The organism is Actinacidiphila glaucinigra (assembly GCF_035918135.1).
GTDB classification, from domain to species: Bacteria; Actinomycetota; Actinomycetes; order Streptomycetales; family Streptomycetaceae; genus Actinacidiphila; species Actinacidiphila glaucinigra.
In genome coordinates this window covers 2,156,296-2,179,626 of sequence record NZ_CP109144.1, presented here as the reverse complement: position 1 = coordinate 2,179,626, position 23,331 = coordinate 2,156,296, and the positions used below count along the sequence as shown (strand labels likewise).

Here is a 23,331-nt window from a genome sequence, read left to right as displayed (position 1 = left end):
CAAAGCATGGAGAATGGCCGGGCCGCTCCGGGCCGTCACCCCGAGGTCGAAGCGGGGACAGCGTTCCTGGTACGAGAGGCCCGGCGACATGGGTGCACCACCATTGCTCGAGCTCAGCGGCGTCAGCCGGGTCTACGGCAAGCGCACAGCGCTGGCCACCATGAACCTGCGACTGCGGTCCGGGAAGTGCGTGGCGCTGCTCGGCCACAACGGCTCGGGCAAATCGACACTGCTGCGCATAGCGGCCGGTCGCGACAGGCCCAGCACCGGCACGGTGACGTTCGACGGCAAGCCGATGAACGAGAACGACCCGGCGGTCCGGGCCCGGGTGGCGGTGGTCGGCGACACTGCGGCCTGTTACCCCGACCTCACCGTGCGCGAGCACCTGCAGCTGGTGGCGGTCGCCCACGGGGTGGAGGACGCCGGCGACTGGATCGGCCACGTACTGGCCGAGCGGAAGCTGACCGACCACGCCGACGCGCTCCCCGGGGCACTGTCCTCCGGGCAGCTCCAGTCCCTGCTGCTGGCCTCCGCGATGGTCCGGCCGCGCGACCTGCTGCTCCTGGACGAGCCGGAACAGCGACTGGACCCCGGCGCGCGGCGGCAGCTGGCGGACCTGATCAAAAAGGAGACCGCGGAGGGCGTCGGAGTGCTGCTGGTGACCCACCACGCAGAACTGGCCCGTGCGGTCGCCGACCAGGTGCTGGTCCTCAGCGACGGCAAGGTGGTGGCCGACGGCCACCCGGACAAGGTGCTCGCCACCGGGACCGACGGACTGACCTGGCTGGCCGAGAACCCGGACGGTGCCCGGTGACCACCCTTGCCGAAGGGGCCGAGGAGACGGGCGAGCACGCCGCGGCCTGGTCCGACGAGGACGACTGGACGCGGGAGACGCTGCGGCTGGTCCGCGACCTGCGCACCCCGCACCGCCGCAAGAGGACCAACCAGATCGCGTACACCGTGTACTGCGTGGCGCTGCTCCTCGCGGTGTGGGGAGGGCTGCCGAGTCTCGGGCTGTTCCTCGAGAAGTCGATGGGCGCCGACTACTCCGGTCACGGACCGGCGATCCTGGCCGCGCTGCCGGCCGGGTCCTGCGCGCTGGGGCTGGGATGGCTGCTGATCGCCGCCTGGGACGCCCAGTGGCGAGGACCGGTGGTGCCGCCGCGCGAGACCGTGGACTGGATGCTGGCCCAGCCGGTGGACGTCGCCAAGGTGCTGCGGCCGTGGTTCTTGGGGTCGGCCGCGGTTGCCGGCGGCGCCGGGCTGCTGGTCTCGGCGATCGGCATGATCGCGCTGGGCCTGACGGTCGGTGTGGGGCTGCCGGCCGCGTTCGGCTGGTGCCTGCTGGGCGGCAGCGGTCTGCCGCTGCTGGCCACCGCGCTGGCCACCGCCGTGGAAGGCAGCGAGCGGGTGGCCCGCTGGGCCCGGCTGGCCACTCCGTACGTCGCTATGGCGGTGCTGGCGCTGATGGCGCAGACCGTGCTGGCGGTCAGCGGCGACCGGCTGCCGGGACTGGAACGGGTGGAGCTGTGGTCCGGGCCCTGGGGCTGGGCCGGGCTGGCCGCGCTGGCCCCCACGCCGGCCGCGCTGCCGGGCGGCTGGGCCGCGGGCGTCCTGCTGGCGGTGGTGGTGGCCGGCGCGTTGGCCGCGGCACACCGCTTCACCGGATCGCTGGCGTTGTCCGCGGTACGGCGGCGTTCGCGGACCGCGACCGGGGTGATGGCCGCGCTGCGCACGGTGGAGTTCCGTACCGCGCGGCAGGCGGTGGCGGGCGTCATCGGCGGGGGCCGGTCGGCGCAATGGAGGTTGCCGGCGCCCCGCCGGGCGGAACTGGCGGTGCCGTGGCGGGACACCCTCGCGCTGCTGCGGACCCCGGGCCGGCTGGGCCGGGCAGTGGTGCTGGGGGCGCTGGCGGTCCTGGGCGCGGTGCTGGCGGCCTCGGCGCACGGCGGGACGGGCGTGGCGGCGGCGCTGGCCGCACTGGCCTTCGGCTACTGGTCGCTGACCCAGCTGATGGAGCCCGCCCGGGTGGAGACCGACGACACCCGGCGCGCGTCGTGGGCGCCTTATCCCTACCGGGACCTGATGCTGCGGCACACGGCGGTGCCCGTCGTGCTGGGTCTGGTGGGCGCGCTGGCGACGGCGGGGGTGCTGGCCGGGGAAGGCGCGGGGGCCCGCGCGTTGCTGGCACCGGCCCTGGTGCCGCCGCTGGTGGGCGCTTCGCTGGTCAACGCCTGCCGGGGGGCGACCAAGCACCATCTGCTGATGTCGTCGGCCCAGTCTCCCACCGGCAGCATGGGCCCGGTGCTGTTCCTGGGCTGGTACGGCGCCGGGGCGCTGGCGGCGGTGGTCACGCTGGTCGTCCCGTTCCTGACGGCGCTGCATTCCGGTTCGGCCGCCTCGATCGTCACCGCCGCCGTGGCAAGCGCCATGGTGACGGTGATCATGGTGCGCTGGGCGGTCACGCGGATCGGGAACCTGACGGCTCCCTTGGCGGACTGACAGGGGCGCCGGTGGCCTATGCCGCCGGCATCCCTCACGTCAGGGGGTGAGCCGGTGATGCTCGCCGCAGCCGGCTCCCGGGCTCGGCCGCCTGCCGCTCACTTCCGGTGCGGCAGGCTCCAGTGGTGCGGCGCGATCAGCCGGCGGACGCTGTCCGGGCCCCACGAGCCCTTGGCGTACGGCTCGACCGGGGGCGGGTTCTCCAGCAGCGGGGTCGACGCCTCCCACAGGCGCTCGATGCCGTCGGAGCGGGTGAACAGCGACTGGTCGCCCAGCATCGCGTCCAGGAGCAGGCGTTCGTAGCCCTCCAGCGCGTGCATGGAGTTGAAGGACTCCGCGTAGCTGAAGACCATCTCCGCCCTGCTCAGGCGCATGGCGGGGCCCGGGTCCTTCACCAGGAACGAGGCCGTGATCCGGCCCGGGTCGTCGAAGTCGATCACCAGCGCGTTGCTCCGGTCCCCGGCGTGGCCGCGCGCGGCCAGTGGGAACATGCGCAGCGCCGGTTCCCGGAAGCCCAGGGTCACGACATGCCGCGCCTCGGCCAGGGACTTGCCCGAGCGCAGGTAGAACGGCACCCCCGCCCACCGCCAGTTGTCGATCCCCACCCGCAGCGCGATGAACGTCTCGGTGTCCGACTTCGGGTCCACGCCCGGCTCGGACCGGTACCCCTCGTACTGCCCGCGCACGACATGCGCAGGGTCCACGGGCTGCAGTGACTCGAAGACCTTCTCCTTCTCGTCCCGCAGGGACTGCGCCTGGAGCGCCGTGGGCGGCTCCATGGCGATGAATCCCAGCAGCTGGAAGAGATGGGTGACGATCATGTCCCGGAACGTGCCGGTGCCCTCGAAGAACTGCGCGCGGCCCTCGATGCCGATGCTCTCCGGCACGTCGATCTGCACATGGCTGATGTGGTCGCGGTTCCAGACCGGCTCGAAGAGGCCGTTGGCGAAACGCAGGGCGAGGATGTTGTCGACGGACTCCTTGCCCAAGAAGTGGTCGATGCGGAAGACCCGGGACTCGTCGAAGACGGCGTGGATCGACGCGTTGAGTGCCTGGGCCGAGGCGAGGTCCGTGCCGAAGGGCTTCTCCACGATCACCCGGGCGTTCTCGGAGAGTCCGCTCGCCCCGAGCGTCTCGATCACGGAGGTGAAAGCGCTCGGCGGCACCGCGAGGTGGAACAGGCGCCGCGGGCTGCCCCCGATGGCCCGCTCGGCCTCCTGTACGGCCGCGACCAGCGGCCCGGCGGCGCCGACGTCGCACGCGCCGAACGACAGGGCGGCCTCGAACTCCTCCCACGCCCGGCCCTGGGGCTTCGACCGGCCGAACTCGGCGACCGCGTCCCGCGCGTGCTTGCGGAACTCCTCGTCGCTCAGCGCGCTCTGGGCCGGCGCCGAGCCGACGATCCGGTAGCGGGCGGGCAGCAGCCCCGCCTTGGCGAGGTGGAAAAGACCGGGCAGCAGCTTGCGGCGGGCGAGGTCTCCGGTCGCGCCGAACAGGACCACCACGTGGTCCTCGGGGATCTGGCCGTGACTTTGGGAGGGGGAAGCGTGGGACATGGCGGCCTCACCCGGTCTTCTCGGCGTGGCCGCCGAACTCGCCGCGCATCGCGGACAGCACCTTGTCGCCGAACTCGCCCAGTCCGCGCGACGCGTACCGTTCGGCCAGCGAGGCGCTGATGACGGGGGCGGGCACGCTCTCGTCGATCGCCGCCTGAACGGTCCAGCGGCCCTCGCCGGAGTCCGAGACCCGGCCGGTGAACTGGTCGAGCTGCGGTGAACGGGCCAGCGCGTCGGCGACGAGGTCGACCAGCCAGGAGCCGATCACGGAGCCGCGCCGCCACACCTCGGCGACCTCGGCCACGTCGATCTCGTACTGGTACGCCTCCGGCTCGCGCAGCGGCGCGGTCTCGGCGTCGACGGCCCTGCGGCCCAGACCCGCGTCCGCGTGCCGGATGATGCTGAGGCCCTCGGCGATGGCCGCCATCATCCCGTACTCCACCCCGTTGTGGACCATCTTCACGAAGTGCCCGGCGCCGCTCGGCCCGCAGTGGAGATAGCCCTCCGGCGCCGTCCCGTCCGTCCGGGTCCTGCCGGGCGTGGGCTCGGCGTCCCCGCGTCCGGGCGCGATGGTGCGGAAGATCGGGTCCAGCCGCGCCACGGGCTCGGCCTCGCCGCCGATCATCAGGCAGTAGCCGCGGTCGAGCCCCCAGACGCCGCCGGACGTGCCGCAGTCGACGTAGTGGATGCCCCGCGGGGCGAGCTGCCGGGCGCGGGCCATGTCGTCGCGGTAGTAGGAGTTGCCGCCGTCGATGACGGTGTCGTCGGGTTCCAGCAGGGCGGTGAGCTCGTCGAGCTGCGACTGCACCACCCCCGCCGGGACCATCAGCCACACGTTCCGGGGCGGTGCCAGCTTCGCCACGAAGTCCTGGAGGGAGGCGGCGGCCGTCGCCCCCTCCTTCTCCAGCTCCAGCACGGCGTCGCGGTTGAGGTCGTGGACGACGCACGGATGGCCGTCGCGCATCAGCCGGCGCACCAGATTGGCGCCCATGCGGCCGAGGCCGATCATGCCGAGCTGCACGGGTGAGTCAGTGGCCATCGTCGGTTTCCCCGTTCCTCGGCGGCCTCCGGCGGGCCGGAGGTCCTGTTGTCCCACGCCTCAGGGCGGCTCCTTGAAAACCTACCCATCCGCGACATTTGGTGCGACGAGAGGAACGTCGTACGTCGGCGGCCCCGACCTGCGATCCCCCTTCGCCGGCGGGGGCGGCGCCGCGGCCGGAGCCCCCCTGCCGCACTGCGCCGTCCCGGTGACGCGCCTGTTGTGCCGCCTCGCCCGGCGGCCCACCTCAGCGCGCGACGCGGCAGTTCCGCCAGGCCGTGGCCAGGGCCCGCGGGATCTGCGGGATGGCGCGGCAACCGCCCTCGCTCGCGGGGAAGCCGTCGGTGGCGACGTAGCTCCAGTCGCTCCCGGAGGAGGCGCGGAAGTACTTCATGGCGCTGCCCTCGTCCTGCAGGCCCACCAGCTCGCCCTCGGTGGCGCCCTGGGTGGGCTGGAACTGGGCGGCTGCGTAGCGGACGGTGCCGCACTGACCGTAGAAGAACCGCCCCGGCGCCGGTGCGATGTGCGCGAAGCGCGGGAAACCGCGCTGGTACGCCCGCGTCACCGCGGCCTTGAGCTCGCCGCCGGCGGCCAGGTTGCGGCAGCCGGGGACGGAAGCGGGCGCCTGCCGGGTGGCGGTGGTGGCCATGGGAGTGGTGGAGCGGGACGAGGGCCGCGGCGCGGCGGAGCTGGATGGGGCCGAGGGAGAGGCGCTCGCCGACGCGTCCGCCGAGGCCGACACGTCTGCCGACACCTCCGCCGAGGACGACGCCTCCGGCGAAGGCGAAGTGGCCGCAGCGGCGGCGGAGTCGGACCCGGAGGAACCGGTGCACCCCGTTAGCAACAGGACCCCGCCCAGCAGCGCGGCGGCTATGGGGACACCTCTGAATCCGGACAACGTGACGCTCCTCGCTGGTTGATGAACCTCGTGCGTACGGCCTCGGCCGCCGGAGGCGGTGATCCGCTCGCCACTCATTACTACGCCGCAGCCCGGACGGGTTGCACAGGAAGCCGAATCGACGATTGCGATTCCGCATACGCGCAGACCACGCGGCCACGTGTCGGGATCGGGTGACGGACCCTGCGGGGCCGAGGGAACCCGTTTCGTTGGTGCCGAGCAAAACCGCGAAGCCCCCTGTCCGACGCCGGGGGCGGCTGGGCAGAGGGCTTCGCGGGTTCATGCCGTCGATCAGGCCGCGGTCGCAGAGGACGCCGACGTCGTCGGGCGGCGCCCGGATTCACGGGGTCGTGGCCGCATTCGGGCAGGTTTCCCGCCCGTCCCTCGACGCGATCGGCGTCGAGGGACAGGCGAGGGTTGTGCCTGCTGGGATCAGCGGACGTTGTACCCGAAGCGGGCGCCCGCCGCGGGGAGGCCGCCGCTGCCCGGCTGGAAGGTGGTGATGCTGCCGTTGGTGCCGCCCGCTGTCACGTTGCTCATGGGCAGTGAGTGGACGGCGCCGTAGGTGCTGGGGCCGTAGGGCATGCCGACGTAGAGGTTGGTTGCGGTGAAGTGGAGGCTCGCGCCCAGTTGCGCGTTGGCGGTCGGGGCTCCCGGGATGCCGGACGCGTCACCGGACTCGATCCAGTGGTCGTTGGCCCCGGGGGAGCCGAGCAGGGAGAAGGTGGTGATCGCGCCGGCCTTCGTGGTGGTGCCGATGGCTTCGCCGGTGATACCGACGGCAAGCTTCAGCGTGGCGGCCGAGCCGACCGCGCGGGGCGCGGTGTTCACCGCCGCCACTGTCTGACCGAAGCGGTCGCCTGCTTCGGAGGTGCCGGTCACGTCGTCGGTGGCGGTACCGGAGTCGATCTCGGTGATCTGGCTGAAGGTACCGGCCGCGGTCACACGGAAGGTGATGACGTTGCCCGCGTCGGCCTTGGCGGCACCGTCGATGTCCAGGTCCTCTCCCGGCGAGCCCACGGCCAGGATGGAGTCGGTGGTCGTCGAGGTACTGGAAGGCCGGTAGGAGATCATGGCCAGGGAAGCGCCGAACTGGTCGCCGGCCTCGGCGGCGCCTGCGACGGTGTCGAGGTCCTGGTCGAGGCCGAACAGCGGCGTGGGCTTGCCCTCGGCGTTCAGCTTGTGGTCGAAGACGATGGCGGTGCCGGCGCCGGTCTTGGTGCCGATGGCGTCGTTGGGTGCGGCGATGGCGATGTGGGTGGCGTCGGCTTCGACAACACTGCCGAACCCGTCGTTCGCCTCCGCGGTACCGGGCACGCCCGTGCTGTCCTGGCTGATGCCGACGACGGCCGCGCTGCTGCCGTGTATGTAGAGCGCGTTGCCCGCCTTGGCGATGGAACCGAGGGACTCGCCGGGTATGCCGACGACGAGGAAGGGTTCGCCCGCGGTGGTGGTGCCGGCAGCGAGGGCATGGCCGAGTCGGTCGCCGGTCTCAGGGGTCGAGGAACCGAGTACGCCGGTGCCCTGGCCCTGCTCGAAGTGGGTGCCCTTGAGGGTGCCCGTTCCCACTCCGTTGGCGGCGCCGTAGAGGATGTCGGCCATGCCCGCGTCGGTGGCGGTGGCGAGGTCCTCGGCAGGGGTGCCGACGGCGATGTCGGTGCAGCCGTCCTGGTTGTAGTCGACAGCGTCCATGGACTCGCCGAACGAGTCGTCCGGTTCGGCTCCGCCCGGCACCCAGTCGAGATCCTGGTTGATCTCGGCCGTGCCCTTTCCGCCTCCGTAGACGACGCGTATCAGGCCGGCGCCGGAGTCACCGCCCACGGTCGCCTTGGGGTCGGCGATGGCGATGTCCTCGATGCCGTCGCAGTTGAAGTCCGAGACCCTCGCCTTGCTGACGACGCTCTGCACCCAGTCGCCGAGATCGTCCACGCGGGCGTTCTCCGCGTCTGTGCGGGTCTCGGCGGTGTCCTGGCCGAAGCAGCCCCCCTGCCAGGAGCGGCTGTTGACGGAGACCAGCTCGTACGCGCTGCCGGAGGGGCGCAGCGCGGGACCGCCGGTGTCTCCGGCGCAGACCGCGGCGCCGTTCTGGCCGGTCATCTGCGTGGTGGTGGTCTGGGTGGTTCCCGCGCTGAAGGCTTCACTGTGCAGCTTGAGGGGCGCCCACTCCGTCTTTGTGCGGCCGTAGCCGGTGACCGTGAGCTGCTCGCCGGCGGCCGGCACGGTCGAGGAGACCTTGACCGGTGCGACGGTGGTGACGGGACGGCTGAGCCGGGCCAGCACGAGGTCGCGGTCGCTTCTGGGTACCAGTTCGACGATGTCCCGGACCTCACCGGAGGTGGTGGTCAGGTCCGTGCGGCCGATGGTGGCGGTGACGGGCTTGGCCGGCTTGCCGGCCGGCGGCGTGGTCCCGCTCGCGGGGTCGTTCACGAAGCACGAGCCGGCGGTGACGATCCAGTCGGTGTCGACCAGCGCGCCGGAGCAGGCCCGTGCGCCGTTGTCGATGTCGATGCGAGCGGTGAAGGCGTAGCTGCCGCTGGCCGCGGGGCTTCCGGTGACAGCGTGGGCCGGCGCGGCGGCGACGGCGCCTGCGACCGCGGTGGCCGAGAGCAGAGCGCTCGTCAAGGCCACATGAGGACGGGTTATGGGCATGGGGGAACTCCGAAGAGGTGAACGCCGTGTCTGGCGCTGTCAAGTGAGGGACGCCGGGCGGCTGAGGGCGAACGGTGCGGTGGGAGGCCGGACCCGTCAGGCGGTCACACGCAGTTCGATGAGCGTCGTCGGCTCGCCGGAGGCGCCGGATTCGCCGTATCCGGTGAAGTCGTTGGCGGGTGCGTTGATGACGGTGGTGGTGCCGTCGTCCTCGCGGATGGTGGTCTTCACGGGATCGGCCGAAGTCCAGATGCCGTAGGCCTGCGGGATCTCGAGAGCGAGGAAGGCGGGCTTGGTCGTGACGTCGAAGCAGAAGTCCTTCTGCCCGGCCCGGCTCAGGATCGCGATGTCCTCGCCGCCGTCGCAGGACGTCATCACCATATGGCCGTCGCCACGCTTGAGGAGGGCGCCCGTCTCCTCCTGGATCTTGGCCGCGCCCGGATAGTTGAAGTCCTCGACGGCATAGGACAGTCCACCGTCGACCGCAGTGGCGGGCGCTGCCGTGTCGCCGTTGTCGGCGTAAGCCACACCGAGGGTCGTCACTGATGTCAGGAGTACCGAGCCCACGGCGCCCAGCAGTATCTTGCGCGCACGGGTTATCAGCATGGAGGGCCCTTCGGTAAACAAACTGGACAGGAATGTGCGGAACTTTTCCCAAAATGAATCGCAGTTAAGGGCGTGGCGAGAGTAGTTGCAGCGTAATTCATCGGGCGCAGCTTATCCAGATCTTACTCACGCTTTGTTCACTTGGGGTGCGGGTGCTGCTCACCCTAGTGCTGGTTCGTATCTGCGCAAAATTCCGTGTTCTCCTTCGAACGGGGCATAGCGCCCTATGGATGGATCAGCGGGAACGGAGGTGATGATCCACTCGCGAAGCCATTAATCTACCTGACGTGTACGCAACAGGACACTCGCCAACTCTCCTCCTGTGCAACCGAGTTCGGTGTACGATCAAGCGGCTCCAGCGGTGCGTGAATGTACAAGTCGTCATTTCTGGTAACTCTGGAAATGGGTGGATGAGTCGATCTGTGGATCCGTATACGTATCGCGCACAATCCTGCTGGACATTTCTTCAAGTGAAAAGGGGAGTTGTCGAGTGGGGCGGCGTATGTCATTCCGAACCGTCGGTTCAGGGGCGCTGAGATTCTCGGGCCCTAGGCAGGCTTTACGAATACTGCTCTCCGCGGGTCTTCTGTCGGGCCTTCTCGGAACCCCCGCTGCCGCGGCGGCGGAGCCGGGAACGCTGCCCGCGAATGTGCGGGCCGAGATCGTCGGCTACTGGGAGACCGGAGGAGCCGGCCTGAAGGAGGCCGCCGAGCAGGCGCTGCTCGGTGGTGACGAGGGGATCCGCACGTTCCTCGACGAAGCGGAGTCCATCCAGTACGACGACAACCGTGTCGAGACCGCGCGACTGGTCATGACCGGCGGTCCGGGCATGCGACTTGCCGCCAAGGAGGCGATGCTGGAGTCGCCCGCCGCTCTGGAGACCTTCCTCCTCTACGGCTATGAGGAACCGCTGGACGAGGACCGCAAGGTCGAGATCGCGCGCCTGATCACTCTGGGCGGGGCAGGTTTGCAGGCGGCGGGCAAGGATGCCCTGCAGGGCACCTTCGAGGACCGTGAACTGTTCCTGACGACTGGCCAGTATGTCGCGCGTCAGGACGACAACCGCGTTGAGGTCGCCCGCCTGGCCACGCTCGGCGGCCCCAACGTGAAGACCGCGGCCCGGGTCGCACTGCGTGGCTCGCCGGAGGAGATGGTCGAGTTCCTGGAACTCGGGCAGTTCATCGCTCGTGACCGCGACCAGGAACACGCCACGATCGCTCAGCTGATCGAGCAGGCCAAGTTGGCCGGCAAGCAGGCCGAGGACTCCCGCAAGGCGGCGGAAGAGTCGTCGAAGAAGGCGGTCGAGGCGTCCAAGCTGGCCAAGGAGGCCGCACAGAAGGCAGCCGCGGAGACCGCGGCCGCCAAGGACGATTCCCATAAGGCGGCCATCAAGGCCAAGCAGGCCGCGGACGCCGCCCGCGGAGCGGCCGACGCTGCACAGGAAGCCATCGGGGCGGCCAACGCCGCCAACCGTGCCGCACGACGGGCCGCACTGGCCGCCGCACAGACCGCATCGGCGGCCGCCGCAGCCTCTGAAGCAGCCAACAAGGCCTACAAGGCAGCCATCGCCGCCGCCCACGACGAGGCCGATGCCGACGCCGCGAACCAGGCCGCCGACCAGGCACGCGCGGCGGCGGACGCCGCTGAGACCTCGGCGGTCGCAGCCGAGAACGCGGGCCTTGCCTCCGCCGCCGCGGCGGTCGCTTCCGATGCGGCCAAGGGCGCCTCCAGCAACGCGCGAGCGGCAGCCGATGCAGCCGACGAGGCCAACGCTTCTGCGGACGCCGCCGGCGTGCACTCCAACGAAGCCCGCGTGGCAGCCGCCGAAGCACGACGGCATGCCAATGCCGCGGACGCCGCCGCCGATCGCTCCGCCGACCTGGCCCGCCGTGCGGCCACCGCCGCCTACGGGGCTCGCGACGCGGCCAGATCAGCCGCAGGACACGCCAACAAGGCCGCCGACTACGCCGATGAGGCCGCCGAACAGGCCGGCAATGCGGCGACCTATGCCGCCGTGGCCAAGAAGAACGCCGATGCCGCCAAGGCAGCAGCCAGTAGCGCGACCGCTGCCGTGAACAAGGCCAAGGACATCTTCGACCTGGCCCGCGAGACCGAAGCGGCCGACCTGAAGACCCGCACGGACGCGGCCATCGAGCGTGCCCGCTCGATGAAGACCACCTCCGAAGCAGCGATCTCGGCCTCCGCGACCACGCAGGTCGAGGCCCTGTCCCTCAACGACACCGCGACCGCGCTGGCAGAAGAAGCCGGACGCCCCGACGTCGACATCCAGGCCACCGCCGCCAAGGGCCGTCAACTCGCCATGCAAGCGATGAAGCTGCTCGGCCCCTGGCACCAGGAGGCCGCCGCCCGCGCGCTGTCGGGCACCGACCAGGACGTCCTGGACTACCTGCGCACCCGCTGGAAAGAAGCCAACGACAACGACGTACGCGAGCGTGTCGTCGACCTGAGCGACCAGAGTCCCTACGCCTCCGTTCGTACCGCGGCTGCCGAAGCCTTGAGCGCAGGCACCCCGGAACAGATCGGCGCCTTCTACTCCTCCGGTCAGTACCAGGCCGGACGCGACGACATGAGGGTCGAGGTCGCCCGCCTCTCGGAAACCGGCGGCCCCGGCGTCAGTGACGCCGCCAAGGCGGCACTGGCCGACGGGAACGGTACGGCCCTCGCGAAGTTCCTGCGCATCGGTCAGTACGGCGAGCGGCTGTCCGACGAACGAGTCATCACCGCCCACCTCTCGGAGACCGGCGGCGCCGAACTTCAGGCCGCCGCGAAAATCGCCCTCGCCGGGCCGCCAGAGCTGATCCACGAGTTCGTCAGCACCGGCCAGTACACGGCCCAGCGCAAGGACGACCTCACCACCACTCACATCCACCAGGTCCAACGGCTTCTCGCCGAAGGCTCCCTGATCGCCGCCCGAGCGCAGGAGAACGCCTGGTACGCCGCCGAAGCCTCCCTAAGGGCCCAGAACGCCGCCGAGGAAGCAGCGGCCGCTGCCGTCGAGGCGAAGAAGTCGGCAGATCAGGCCAAGCAGTACGCAGATGATGCCAAGGCATCAGCGGACGCCGCCACCCAGAGTGCCGCTGATGCGGCAGCATCGGCGGCCACGGCACGCAGCGCAGCCAACGCGGCCGCACAAGATGCCACCGCAGCCGAGAACTCCGCCGCCGATGCCGAATTCTCGGCTTCCTACGCCCGCTCCTCAGCGCAGAGGGCCGACAAAGCCGCCGCCCAGGCCCGCGCGTCGGCCATCGCCGCCGGCAAGAGCGCCACCGAGGCTGAAGCGGACGCCAAGCAGGCCTGGAAGGCGACGCGCGACCTCGTCGAGCAGGAGAAGGAGGAGTTGCTCCGGCAGATACAGGAAGAACGCGAGGCGCAGGAAGAGGCGCAGCCCGATGTCTTCTGCTTCGACCTCCTGCCGTTCGACCACTCAGCCTTCCCGATCAACACCGTTATTTGCGACGACGGGGCCATCGACAGAGGCGTGGAGCTGGCGAAGGACCCCCGCACCTACGAAAAGATCGTCTGGGAGCTGTCGGGTCTCGCCGACATCGAGCGGTGCATCGACAACCCCACCGCGCTGGATTGCACGATGGCCGTCGCCGGCGTCCTTCCCTGGGGCAAGCTGAAATACGCCGCAAAACTCGGCAAGGGCTTCGAATTCCTGAAAGCCGGGCGGGCCGTCCGTGTGACTGCCTCGTGCCTGACCAAAGCGGCGGACAGCTTCCCGGCGGGCACCAAGGTCCTTATGGCCGATGGCGCCGGCAGTCCGATCGAGCAAGTCAAAACGGGCGACCTCGTCATGGCCGCCGACCCGATCACCGGCGTAACCGGTCCCCGGCGCGTCACCAACACCATCCATACCCCCGACGACCGCAACTTCACCGACGTCACCCTCGCTGACGGTTCCACCCTCACCTCGACCAGCCACCACCCCTACTGGTCCGAGGGTGACCGGACCTGGAAGTACGCCGGTGACCTCGAGGCCGGCGACACCCTGCGTACCCCGCAGAACACCACGGCCGTCATCGCGCACACCCGCGACTGGCAGGGCCTCCAGGACGCCTACAACCTCACGGTCGACGACCTCCACACCTACTTCGTTTCCACCGGCACCACCGACGTCCTCGTCCACAACACGGATTCCTGCCCCGTGTGGCTAGGTCCTATTTTCAACAGCCTGCCAAAGTGGGTTGACGGACTGAAGGGGCAAAAAACGGTGGGCGAACTGCTGGATCCCAGCGGAAATCCGCTACCGAATTTGCCGGCAGATCTCAAGCGGATGCGCAGCGGCGAAACCCTCTACGACGAAAACGGGGTAAGGTATGACGATCCCTTGTGGATAAAGGCGCAGCAGCGACTCTTCGGAAAGCCCGGATTTCCCGCACACACCAAAGCCAAGTACCGGGCAAGTTCCCACGTGGAGACCAAGTATGCAGTGTGGATGGACGACAATGGTGTGAAGGATGCTACCGTCGTCATCAACAACAATGAGGGCGTCTGCAGCGCAGCCCAGAACTGCGAGCAGGCGGTCAAGTACATCCTGCCCGTCGGGTCGAAGCTCACGGTCTACTATCCTGGCGGCAAGAAGGTGCTCTGGGGTGGAAGGTGAAGCAGTGACCCAAGTGGTGACCCTCAAAGTTCTCGGAAGTGATCCCGTGTACCTGGGGACTTCCCAGGAGTTGCGGGCCTATCTTGCGGAAATCTTCGACGAAGACAAAAAGGCGGGTTGCGCGAATCGCGATTTCCAGGTTGTCGTAGACGGAAGCGAAGAAACCGACAACGTGCTTTCGGTGGGCGTTGACTATGACTCGGGATACGGTGCGCTCCTCTGGTACTGCACCGACAGGATTGCTGAACAGGTGACCGCCGCCACGCGTACCGACATGGCGGAATATGCCTGGGTCTCATGGAGTGCGAACCCTCCGCAGGTCGACCCGCAAATTGTGAGCGACCCGGGATGTCCGAGCTTTTTTGACCACGTCAGCGCCATCCCCCTGAGGGAAGTTCGCTCTGCCGTGGAGGAGTACTATCGGGAAGGTTCGGGATTCCGGCCCACCGTAGTTCAATGGGTTAAGGGAAACTTCAACGGCGAGCTTTTCGAGGAATAGTCTGGCAACCTAGGTTGCGGCGATCGAAGGGGTGCGGGGCCCGCCTTGGCTGGGCGGGTCCCGCTTGTCGCCGTCTACACGCCCGTCGAAGACGCTGCCTGGTGCTGCCCCGTCTCACGCAACTGCTGGATTCGCTGGAGCGCTGACCGCGGTCGCCGTCGTGACATTCGTGAGCGGGTCGCCGTGCCGGCATCACGGCGCGCGGCCGAGCCGGTTCCCCGGAAGAGGCCAGGCGGTCAGGCGTCCAGGCGGACGGGCATCAGGATGGAGAACGTGTCGTCGGCGTCCGGGCGGCGGACCGCCAGGGGGGCCGTGGGGGCGCCGAACTCCAGCACCAGCCGGTCCCGGGCGCCGGCGGCGAGGGCCTGGAGCAGGTACTCGCGGTTGACGGCGACGTCGGCCGGGCCCTCGTCGCCGTCCTCGCGCACGCCCACCGTGCCGTCGGCCGCCACCGTGAGCACGCTGATGTCGGGGGACTTCCCGTCCTGCTCCCGCGCTTCGCCGGCGCGGACGGGGCCCGTCTCCAGCGCCGTACGCAAGGCCGGGACCTCGACGAGGACGCGGCGTCCCTCCGGCAGGCGCACGAGGCGCCGGTAGTCGGGGTAGTCGTGGTCGGGACACCGACCGGCCGCCTGACGGTCCCCCGCCGCCAGGGCGACACGGTCACCGTCCACCGTGAGCTCGACGGACGCCGGGTCGTCGGCCAGCAGCGCCCGCATCGCGTCGGCGAGCGGGGACGGCACGACGACCTGCCTGCGCGGCCCGTCGTGCCCGGTGACACCGGTCCGCGCGACCGCCATCCGGTACCGGTCGGTGGCGACGGCATGGAGCGTCCCGCCCTCGATGTCGAACAGGACGCCGCCGAGCACCGGAAGCTCGGGATCGGTCCCGGCGGCGAACCGGACCGCGTCCAGCGCGGCGGCCATGGCCGAGGCGGGGACGGACAGGCGGACGGTACCGTCGGTGACGGGTGAGGACATGGAATTCTCCTTGCGGTCGAGTAGTGCCCGGATCGCGGAGAACTCGACGCGGGCCTCGGACAGCCCCCGCTCCAGGCGGCGCAGTTGCGCGTCGAGCAGCTTGCGGACAAGGCCCCTGTCCTCACCGGACCAGGCGGCCAGCACCAGGCGGACGTCCGCCAGGGGCATACCGGTGCGGCGCAGCCGCGCCAGCAACCGGGCCTCCTCGAGCTGCTCGGGGCCGTACCAGCGGTAGCCGCTCGACGGGTCCACCCGGGCCGGGACGAGCACCCCGGCGGTGTCGTAGAACCGCAGTGCGCTCACGCCCAGTCCACTGTCGCGGGCCAGCTCACCGATACTGCGCATGTCGTTCTCCACACCCGGGACTCTGCCCCCTCCACCAGGTCGAGGGTCAACCCGCCTGCCCGGGCGGGCCGCCGCGGGCCCCAACCAGACCCGCAGGTCCGCGGGTTGAACGGGGCGTGACGTCCGGCACCGGGGGAGGGGTCCCGGTCTTCATCTGCCCGTCACGCGTCCGCCAGGAGGCCCGACCACGATCGTGATCGTTCCTGTCGCCGTCCCTGGAGGACCTTCGTCATGCTGCGCCGGACCGTGTCCGCACTCGCCGTCGTCTTCGCGCTCGCCGCCACCACCACCGGCACCGCCGCCGCCACGACGGGCAAGGCACCCGCCGCCGACGGCCGCGGCGCCCGCGTGCTGGACGTGATGACGTTCAACATCCACCACGCCCAGGGCACCGACGACGTGCTCGACGTCCCGCGGATCGCGGACGTCGTCCGCCGCAGCGGCGCCGACGTGGTCGGGCTGCAGGAGGTCGACAACCACTACTCCGCGCGCAGCGACTGGGCCGACCAGGCCGCCGACCTCGCGAAGCTGCTCGGCTACCACGTCGTCTTCGGCGCCAACATCGACAACGCGCCCCCGGCCGGCAGCGACCACCGCATCCAGTACGGCACCGCGATCCTGTCCCGCTACCCGATCACCGCGTCGGACAACACCTGGCTCTACAAGTCGCCCGGCCAGGAGCAGCGCGGGCTGCTGCACGCCACCCTGAACGTGCGCGGCAAGGCCGTCCAGTTCTACTGCACGCACCTGGCCGCCAGCTCGCAGACCGACCGCCTGCAGCAGACCCCGCAGATCGTCGACCTGATCGGCGACAGGGAGCCGGCCGTCCTCGTCGGCGACTTCAACGCCCTGCCGACCGCCCCCGAGTCGCAGCCGCTGCAGTCCCGCTACACCGACGCGTGGGCCCGTTCGCTGCACGGCCGCGGCGACGGCGCGACCTATCCCGCCGAGGCCCCGACCGAGCGCATCGACGCCATCTACACCACCGGCGACGTCAAGCCGCTCGTCACCCGCGTGGTGCAGGCCGACCCGACGGCCTCCGACCACCTGCCGCTGATCAGCAAGGTCCTGGTCACCCCCTGATCACGCGCCGGGGCCCAGCCGCTCGACGATCGAGCGGAGCTGGTCGCGGTCGAGTTCGTAGACGGTCTCGCCCGCCCGCGGGTCGCGTGCGTGGAGCACGTGGAACAGCGGGGTGTACGGACCGCCGAGGTCGACGAGGGTCGCCGAGGCCCCGCGTACCGCCCGCTCGGTGCCCTGCGGGCCGGTGAGGTCGACGCGGCTGAGGACCCCCGGGGTCACCCACACCGGGACCGAGGCGAGGTGGCCGAAGAGCTGCAGGTGGAAGTGGCCGCACAGGACGAGCCGTACGTCCGAGCCGCGCAGGGCGTCGGCCAGTGCGGCCCCGTCCTGCAGCCCGAGCGCCTGCTGGACCTCGACCTCGAGGGTGACGGGCGGGTGGTGCAGGACCACCACGGTTCCGTGCGGCGCGGGTTCGGCCAGCACCTCGCGGAGCCAGTCGAGCTGGCGCGGTCCGATCCGGCCGTAGACCTTGCCGGGGACGAGCGAGTCGAGCGTGACGAAGCGGTGGCCGCCGATCACGCTCACGGCCGCCCGTTCGCCCTCCGGGGAGTCGACGACCGCGGTCGCCAGGTCGCCGCCGTCGGCTCCCAGGTGGCCGCTGCCCAGCACCTTGGCGAAGGCGCCGCGCTCGTCGTGGTTGCCGGTGCAGAACACCACGGGCGCCCGCCTGGGCGCGGCGAACTCCCGCACCATGTCGCGGGCGGCGGTGTACGCCTCCGTGGAGCCGTCGTCGGCGACGTCGCCGCTGACGACGACGGCGCCGACGTCCGGTACCGAGTCGAGGCCGGCGAGCATCCGGCGCAGGGACTCCCTCGCGTCGATCCCGCGGGAGTTGGGCCCCTCGACGGGGCCGATGTGGATGTCGGACAGGTGAAGGATCCGCATCCCGACCACGTTACGCATCGCCTGAGGCGACGTCACCGGGGCCGGGAGCCGGCCTCACCGGTGTCGGCGCGCGGTCACTTCAGCCGTTCGAGACAGAGCGTGAAGTCCCGGCCGGAGCCGCCCTGGGTGTACCGGCTGTACGGCTCGTCGCAGTTGCCGTCCGTACCGGACTGCCTGCTGGCGACCTTGAACTGGGCCCCGGGGTCACCGCAGTCCACGATCTCGAACTTCGGGTCCCCGACGGAGATCACACCCGTTGCCGCCGCGTTCCCCGCGTGCAGGCAGTCGCCGGCGTCGGCGGTCGCGGCGCCTCCGAACCAGGTGGTGTAGCCGCCGTAGGCCACGACCCCGATCACGACCACGCTGAGGACTCCCTTGAGGATGCCCTTGACGCTCCGGGGGCGCTGGGGCGCGGGCGCCGGAGGGCCGGGCTGGCTGTACGGGTTTCCGCCCTGAGGGCCGTACGGGGCGGGCGGCTGCTGGGAGTACGGGTTGCTGCCGGGCGGCGGCGGAGTGGTCATCGCGGGTCCCCCTGGGGTGCGTAAAGGCAAGGTCAAGTGGCCGGTGGAAGTTATCACCGGGAGCGGGTCATGTGGCCAGGAGAAGGAAATCTGTGGCCTTGGCGTGACAGTCGGCAGCGCCGGCAGGTGCCGGGAGTGCCGCCGTGGTTGTCAAGCCCCGAATACCAGGGGCGTGACGTGACGCGCCGGGCCGGGGTCAATGGAGACACGGGGTCGAGCACCGCAGACGGCCCCCACCGGGATCATCCGGGCGGTGCGGGACACGTGTCCCGCCGCCTGCCGGACATTCCTTTCCCTTCACCGCTTCCCAAGGAGAATTCCCATGCCCCGCACACCTCGCACCCGGCGTCTCGCGATCCTCACGGCCGCCGCCGCCCTGGCGGCAGGGGGCGCGCTGATCCCCACCACCGCGTTCGCCGCCCCCGCGGCCGCACAGACGAGCGCCGTGTCCACCCAGGCGCCCCACCAGGAGACCAGGACCGCCGGTCACGGCGGCGACGGCGACTGCTGGGAGTACGACTACGGATACTGGGAGTACACGGACTACTACTACACGGATTCCTACGACTACTACGACGGGTACTGGGTGTACTACTGAGCCGGGGCCGCCCGGAGACACACGGGTTCCGGCCCGGCGGTGGGAACCGCCGGGCCGGAACCCGCCCTCGGCTCGGGGGATTCCACGGGCTTGTTGTCCCTTGCGGGACCGACGCGGGCCGGTGACGGACGCCGTGCGACCGTCAGGCGGTCCGGGTGCGCAGCCGGCGGCTCTTCCAGCCCAGCAGCAGGGCCTGGAGGATGAACCACACCCCGCCGCCCGTGGCGTATGTCGACAGCACGTCGAGCGAGGGGTTCTCGCCCACGGCCTGGATGTTGTAGAAGACGCCGACCAGGAAGGACAGTCCGCCCGAGATCAGGGTCGGCCACTGGTTGCCCAGCTCGGAGCCGCGCCGCCGCAGGCCGACGACCACTTGGGCCGCTCCGGAGACGACCGCCCAGGCGCCGAACACCTGGAGCACCGGCTCCACGCCGCCCGCTCCGGCGATGCCGACGGCGAGGGCGGCGAACGTGCTCAACACGCCGTTGAACGCCGTGACTCGGCGCTCGGAGCCGTCGGGGGTGGCGCGGTGGTCGAGCAGCGAGGACACGGCGTCGATCAGCGGGTAGAGGACCAGCAGTGTGATCGCCGGGGCGTCGACGGAGTCATGGGCACCGGCGAACACCAGGGCCCACACCACCGCCAGGACGCCGCGGCCCAGATACAGCCTCAGCAGGGAGGAACGTTCTCCCGTCGCGCCCCGGGGCGGGGGAGTCACCGTCTGCGTACTCATGGTGTTCGGCCTTTCTCGGATGGGTCGGACGGGCGGCGGCGGTGTCAGTGCCGGGGCGGGAGGACGCACCGGAAACTGGAGGCGAGGTCCGGGTCTCCGTGACCCTTGTAGCGGGACACCTCGGGGTAGCCGCACAGGTCACGGGTGACGCTCTGGCCTGAGGCGCCGACCAGGGTGGCGGGCAGGGTCTTGGGGGCCTTGCCGTGCTCGACCCAGGCGGTCAGCGCGGCGAGGCCGTCGGTCGAGCCGTCGGTGCCGTTCAGACCGCAGTGGTCGGTGCCCGGGGCGAGGAAGAGGCGGTAGAAGTCGTCGACCCGCTGGGAGCCGCCCATCGTCCGCTCGACCTGCTCGCGGTACGCGACGGTGCCCTGGGCGGGGATGAACTGGTCCGCCTGACCGTGCCAGGTCAGCAGTTTGCCGCCGGACGTGCGGAAGCCGGACAGGTCGGGGTCGTCCGTGCCGATCACCTTGTCGTACTCGGCCCGGGACTGCTCGAACAGCCGGGTGAACCGACGGTAGGTGATCTTCGAGAGGTCGAAGGAGGGGTCCTTCTTCAGCCAGAGCCGGACCCACGCGGCGGGCACCGGGAAGGGGTTGCCCTTGACGGTGCCGTCGGGGTCGGTCGTGGTGGCGGCGAGGCCCTTGAGGTCGGCCCCGATCGGGACGCCGGACCACAGCTTCTTGCCGGAGGCGGTGCGCGGGCCGTCCCATATCTTGCGCACCACGGCCGCGTCGGCCGCCGTGATGGTCAACTCCTCGCCGTTGCACACGACCTTGGTGCCGATCAGCTTGCGAGGGTCGAAGTCGCACCGCTCCGGGTCGTTGACCAGGCCGTCCCGGACACGGTCGAGCGAGTCGCAGGCCTTGACGGCGGCGTCGGTGAACGCGTCCAGTTCACAGCCGGCCGGGTACGTCCTCTCGTTGTTCATGACGACCTGCGGCCACAGGGTGGCGACCTCGAACTCGTCCCAGTTGACGGCGGGCGCGTCGGCGAGGATGCCGTCGTAGTCGTCGGGGTGGCGCTGGGCCTCCATGTAGCCCTGGCGTCCGCCGGTGGAGCAGCCGGTGAAGTAGGAGTAGGCGGCGCGCTTGCCGTAGACCGCGTCGACGACCTTCTTGCCGACGACCGCCGCCTCGTGCTGGGAACGGGAGGCGAAGTTCTTCAGCGGAGCGGTGTTGATCTCGCCCCCGCTGTTCAGCGCCCAGCTGACGTCGAGCGCGTCACCGACGCCGGCGTCCGTGGTGGTCGCCGCGTAGCCGTTCTTGACGGCGGTGCCCATCCCGACCCCGTTGTCCCCGGCGAGGTAGGCGCTGCCGCCGAGCCCCTGGAAGCGGCCGTTCCAGCCCTTCTCGGGCAGCCAGGTGCTCACCGTGGCGTGGTCGTCCTCGCCCGGGTGGGTGAGGGTGACGGTCACCTTGCAGAAGGCCGGGACGCCGGTGACCTCGCCCTGCAGGACGCCGGTCCCCTTGATGGTGCCGCCCGCGTCGCGGACCGCCGTCACGGCCTCCACCTCGGTGCCGGCAGGGGCCCGCACCGGCATGGAGGCGCAGCCGAACGGCGCGGCCGAAGCGGGAGTCGGGGTCTGTGCCGAAGCGGTCGGCAGGTACACCGCCGCGACCAGCGGCACTCCGGCCGCGATCACGGCCAGAAGTTTCTTCTTCGTCTTCATTGCTTTCACATCCTGAGTAGGTGTCCGCCCGACCGCGGCGACGCATGTGCACATCGCACGACGGGAAGGGCGAGGGCCGGTCTACGGGCGGGCAGTCCCGTGACCTCGGCAGACGCCCCGAGACGGCCTCGGGGCGTCAAGACTGATCCGAACGTATCACCGGTTAAGGCGGTGACGAAAGTGAATGATGAAAGTGGATGACGAAAGTGAGTGGGATGCATCCAAAGGTGTGACCCACGGCCTCGATGCGATCCGCCCGGCGGTGCGCCGCACATCCGAGACCGGGTCAGGTGGTGGACCTGCCTGTGAGCCGCAGGTCAACTCGCCGGGCGCGGCCCGCGGGTGGGGCATCGCGGACGCCGGTGCGGCCGCCACTCCGGCCGGGCCCGGGCAGGTCGCCGTCGAGGCGCATCCCGTGCCCCGGATGCGCCCGCCCCGATGGTTCGGCGAACGTCGGTCCGGAGCGGCCGGCGCGGTTGCCCCGGCTTGCCGTCCGATCCGCGCGGACCGGCCGCGGGTGTCAGCCCAGGGTCAGCAGCCCGGTGACGGCGATGTGCAGGGTACGACCGAGCCGTGCGGCGAAGTCGACCCGGGTGTGGGTGAGTTCGGGGTCCCGCTGTGCCTCGGCGACCGCCTCCGAGGGGTGGGCGAACGGCCAGAGTCCGGCCGTGCACACGACGGTCAGGGAGACCAGCTCCCGGGCGGCCGTCGGCGTCAGTGCGGTGATGTTGCGCTGCACCAGATCCGCCAGCGTGCCCAGCAACCTGCCGTGGGCCAGCTTGAACTCGCGAGCGGACTCGGTGGAGAGGTTCCGTTCCAGTTCGGACCCCAGCGCGCTCAGCAGGTCGCACAGCAGGGACCTGCGGGCCAGGGACCGGGCCAGGGCGTCCGTCACGGCCTCCGGTGAGGCGGCACCGTGAGCGCCCGCGGACGGGAGTTCGGCGGGCAGCTCCTCGATCCACTGAGCGAGGGACCGGTTGAGCAGTTCGAAGAAGACGGCTTCCCGGGTCTCGAAGTACCGCACGACGTTGGTCTTCGAAAGCCCGACCCGCCGGCTCAGCTCGCGCAGACTGATCTCGCCGACCGGCATCTCCGCCAGGAGCTGTGTCGCGGCGTCGATGATGGCCTGCTTGCGGATCTCACGCTGCTCGGCGCTTCGCGCCCGCTGAAATTCCGTCGACCGGTCGTCTGCCACTGTCACTTCCCCGGGAAAACTTCTCGGCCCGCACTCGGCGCCGCCTGCCGTAAGCCTAAGCCCCGACCTGGCAGGCAGGCCCCGATGCCCCGGGTCATACGGACTCGCTCACCTCACGCCACTTGGCGTCGGAGGCAGCGAGGGTCTCGGCCACGGTCCGGCCTACCCGGACCGCGTCCTTGCCGAGCAGCAGACGCAGCGGCGGTTCCTCGGACTCCGTGATGTCCAGCAGGATGCGTGCGACGCGTGCGGGGTCGCCGGTCTGGTTGCCGTCCGACGCCCGCTGGCGGGCGATCGCGGGTTCGACAACCGGCTTGTAGGGCTCACTGACCGGTGGGGTGGCCATCGAGGAGCCCGCCCAGTCGGTGCGCATGGCGCCCGGCTCGGCGACGGTCACCTTGATGCCGAGGTGGGCCACCTCCTTGGCCAGGACCTCGGAGAAGCCGCCGACCGCCCACTTGGCCGCCTGGTAGGCGCCCAGACCGGGGCCGCCCACGCGGCCGCCGACGGAGGAGATCTGGACGATGTGCCCCGAGCCCTGCTCGCGCATGACGGGCAGGGCTGCCCGGGTGACGTTGACGACGCCGTGGAGGTTGGCGTCGATCTGGTCCCGGAAGGCCTGCTCGGACATGTCCTCGACGGCGGCCATGTCGGCGTAGCCGGCGTTGTTCACGACGACGTCCAGGCGTCCGAAGGCCGAAACGGCAGTCTCCACGGCCCGCCGCGCGGCGGCGGCGTCGGTCACGTCGAGGGTGACCAGGCGGACCTTGTCGCCGTAGGTGTCGACGAGGTCGTTCAGGGACTCGACGCGCCGGGCGGTCGCGACCAGATTGTGGCCCGCGGCCAGGACCGCCTCGGCGATTGCGCGGCCCAGGCCGCGGGAGCTTCCGGTGACAAGCCAGGTCTTGTTCATCGTGGTACCTCTGTCTCTGTTGCTCGGTTGGG

The 23,331-nt window shown here is 70.6% G+C and carries 19 protein-coding genes; 7 read left to right on the top strand and 12 right to left on the bottom strand.

The genetic code is table 11. The features are described from left to right. The first annotated feature begins 88 nt into the window (after window positions 1-88). Both OIE69_RS09635 and OIE69_RS09630 read left to right on the top strand, forming a co-directional pair. Complete coding sequence (locus OIE69_RS09635) at window positions 89-814, top strand: ABC transporter ATP-binding protein (RefSeq protein WP_326571535.1); 726 nt, start codon at window positions 89-91, stop codon at window positions 812-814. Beyond that, window positions 811-2,502, top strand: a complete 1,692-nt coding sequence (locus tag OIE69_RS09630; RefSeq protein WP_326571534.1) for a hypothetical protein — start codon at window positions 811-813, stop codon at window positions 2,500-2,502. Before OIE69_RS09635 ends, OIE69_RS09630 begins: the two co-directional genes overlap by 4 nt. A 98-nt stretch (window positions 2,503-2,600) precedes the next feature. On the opposite strand, the gene zwf is transcribed toward OIE69_RS09630, so the two are convergent. The 3 genes from zwf to OIE69_RS09615 form a co-directional block, all read right to left on the bottom strand. Next, on the bottom strand, window positions 2,601-4,058 hold the full coding sequence (gene zwf / locus OIE69_RS09625; RefSeq protein ID WP_326571533.1) for a glucose-6-phosphate dehydrogenase: 1,458 nt from the start codon (window positions 4,056-4,058) through the stop codon (window positions 2,601-2,603). Between the two features lie 7 nt (window positions 4,059-4,065). Beyond that, complete coding sequence (gene gnd, locus OIE69_RS09620; protein ID WP_392567485.1) at window positions 4,066-5,097, bottom strand: phosphogluconate dehydrogenase (NAD(+)-dependent, decarboxylating); 1,032 nt, start codon at window positions 5,095-5,097, stop codon at window positions 4,066-4,068. A gap of 247 nt (window positions 5,098-5,344) precedes the next feature. Then, window positions 5,345-5,746: a hypothetical protein gene (locus OIE69_RS09615; RefSeq protein ID WP_326571532.1), complete on the bottom strand. Its 402-nt coding sequence runs from the start codon at window positions 5,744-5,746 to the stop codon at window positions 5,345-5,347. Between OIE69_RS09615 and OIE69_RS09610 the strand changes: the two genes are divergently transcribed. Continuing rightward, complete coding sequence (locus OIE69_RS09610) at window positions 5,739-6,017, top strand: hypothetical protein (protein ID WP_326571531.1); 279 nt, start codon at window positions 5,739-5,741, stop codon at window positions 6,015-6,017. The two genes, OIE69_RS09615 and OIE69_RS09610, sit on opposite strands and share 8 nt — an antisense overlap. Before the next feature lie 410 nt (window positions 6,018-6,427). Here OIE69_RS09610 and OIE69_RS09605 read toward each other — a convergent pair whose 3' ends face one another. Together OIE69_RS09605 and OIE69_RS09600 are read right to left on the bottom strand one after the other, a co-directional pair. Beyond that, a complete protein-coding gene (locus OIE69_RS09605; RefSeq protein ID WP_326571530.1) occupies window positions 6,428-8,644 on the bottom strand; it encodes a S1 family peptidase in 2,217 nt (738 codons plus the stop codon). Window positions 8,645-8,740: 96 nt separating this feature from the next. Continuing rightward, complete coding sequence (locus OIE69_RS09600; protein ID WP_326571529.1) at window positions 8,741-9,250, bottom strand: hypothetical protein; 510 nt, start codon at window positions 9,248-9,250, stop codon at window positions 8,741-8,743. Window positions 9,251-9,899: 649 nt separating this feature from the next. On the opposite strand from OIE69_RS09600, the gene OIE69_RS09595 reads away from it, so the two are divergent. Beyond that, the gene (locus OIE69_RS09595; protein WP_326571528.1) at window positions 9,900-13,877 is read left to right on the top strand and encodes a DddA-like double-stranded DNA deaminase toxin; all 3,978 of its coding nucleotides are present in this window, start codon (window positions 9,900-9,902) and stop codon (window positions 13,875-13,877) included. Then, entirely contained in the window at window positions 13,867-14,376 is a 510-nt protein-coding gene (locus OIE69_RS09590) for an Imm1 family immunity protein (protein ID WP_326571527.1), read from the top strand. The genes OIE69_RS09595 and OIE69_RS09590 overlap by 11 nt, the downstream gene beginning before the upstream one ends. Window positions 14,377-14,612: 236 nt before the next feature. Here the strand turns inward: OIE69_RS09590 and OIE69_RS09585 are convergent, their stop codons facing one another. Continuing rightward, window positions 14,613-15,701 carry a DNA polymerase III subunit beta family protein gene (locus OIE69_RS09585; protein WP_326571526.1) on the bottom strand — a complete coding sequence of 363 codons (1,089 nt, stop codon included), beginning with the start codon at window positions 15,699-15,701 and terminating at the stop codon, window positions 14,613-14,615. 231 nt (window positions 15,702-15,932) lie between these two features. On the opposite strand from OIE69_RS09585, the gene OIE69_RS09580 reads away from it, so the two are divergent. Next, the gene (locus OIE69_RS09580; protein WP_326571525.1) at window positions 15,933-16,784 is read left to right on the top strand and encodes an endonuclease/exonuclease/phosphatase family protein; all 852 of its coding nucleotides are present in this window, start codon (window positions 15,933-15,935) and stop codon (window positions 16,782-16,784) included. Here the strand turns inward: OIE69_RS09580 and OIE69_RS09575 are convergent, their stop codons facing one another. After that, window positions 16,785-17,669: a metallophosphoesterase family protein gene (locus OIE69_RS09575; protein ID WP_326571524.1), complete on the bottom strand. Its 885-nt coding sequence runs from the start codon at window positions 17,667-17,669 to the stop codon at window positions 16,785-16,787. Window positions 17,670-17,743: 74 nt separating this feature from the next. Then, complete coding sequence (locus tag OIE69_RS09570) at window positions 17,744-18,190, bottom strand: LppU/SCO3897 family protein (protein ID WP_326571523.1); 447 nt, start codon at window positions 18,188-18,190, stop codon at window positions 17,744-17,746. Window positions 18,191-18,512: 322 nt separating this feature from the next. On the opposite strand from OIE69_RS09570, the gene OIE69_RS09565 reads away from it, so the two are divergent. Continuing rightward, window positions 18,513-18,788, top strand: coding sequence for a hypothetical protein (locus OIE69_RS09565; protein WP_326571522.1), 276 nt, complete (start codon window positions 18,513-18,515; stop codon window positions 18,786-18,788). Window positions 18,789-18,930: 142 nt separating this feature from the next. Here the strand turns inward: OIE69_RS09565 and OIE69_RS09560 are convergent, their stop codons facing one another. The 4 genes from OIE69_RS09560 to OIE69_RS09545 all read right to left on the bottom strand — a co-directional run bounded on the left by OIE69_RS09560 (window position 18,931) and on the right by OIE69_RS09545 (window position 23,299). Then, a complete protein-coding gene (locus OIE69_RS09560; protein ID WP_326571521.1) occupies window positions 18,931-19,521 on the bottom strand; it encodes a DUF308 domain-containing protein in 591 nt (196 codons plus the stop codon). Window positions 19,522-19,565: 44 nt separating this feature from the next. Continuing rightward, a complete protein-coding gene (locus tag OIE69_RS09555; RefSeq protein WP_326571520.1) occupies window positions 19,566-21,191 on the bottom strand; it encodes a tannase/feruloyl esterase family alpha/beta hydrolase in 1,626 nt (541 codons plus the stop codon). Between the two features lie 520 nt (window positions 21,192-21,711). Continuing rightward, the gene (locus OIE69_RS09550; RefSeq protein WP_326571519.1) at window positions 21,712-22,386 is read right to left on the bottom strand and encodes a TetR/AcrR family transcriptional regulator; all 675 of its coding nucleotides are present in this window, start codon (window positions 22,384-22,386) and stop codon (window positions 21,712-21,714) included. 94 nt (window positions 22,387-22,480) lie between these two features. Then, window positions 22,481-23,299 carry an SDR family NAD(P)-dependent oxidoreductase gene (locus OIE69_RS09545; RefSeq protein ID WP_326571518.1) on the bottom strand — a complete coding sequence of 273 codons (819 nt, stop codon included), beginning with the start codon at window positions 23,297-23,299 and terminating at the stop codon, window positions 22,481-22,483. Between the last annotated feature and the right edge of the window lie 32 nt (window positions 23,300-23,331).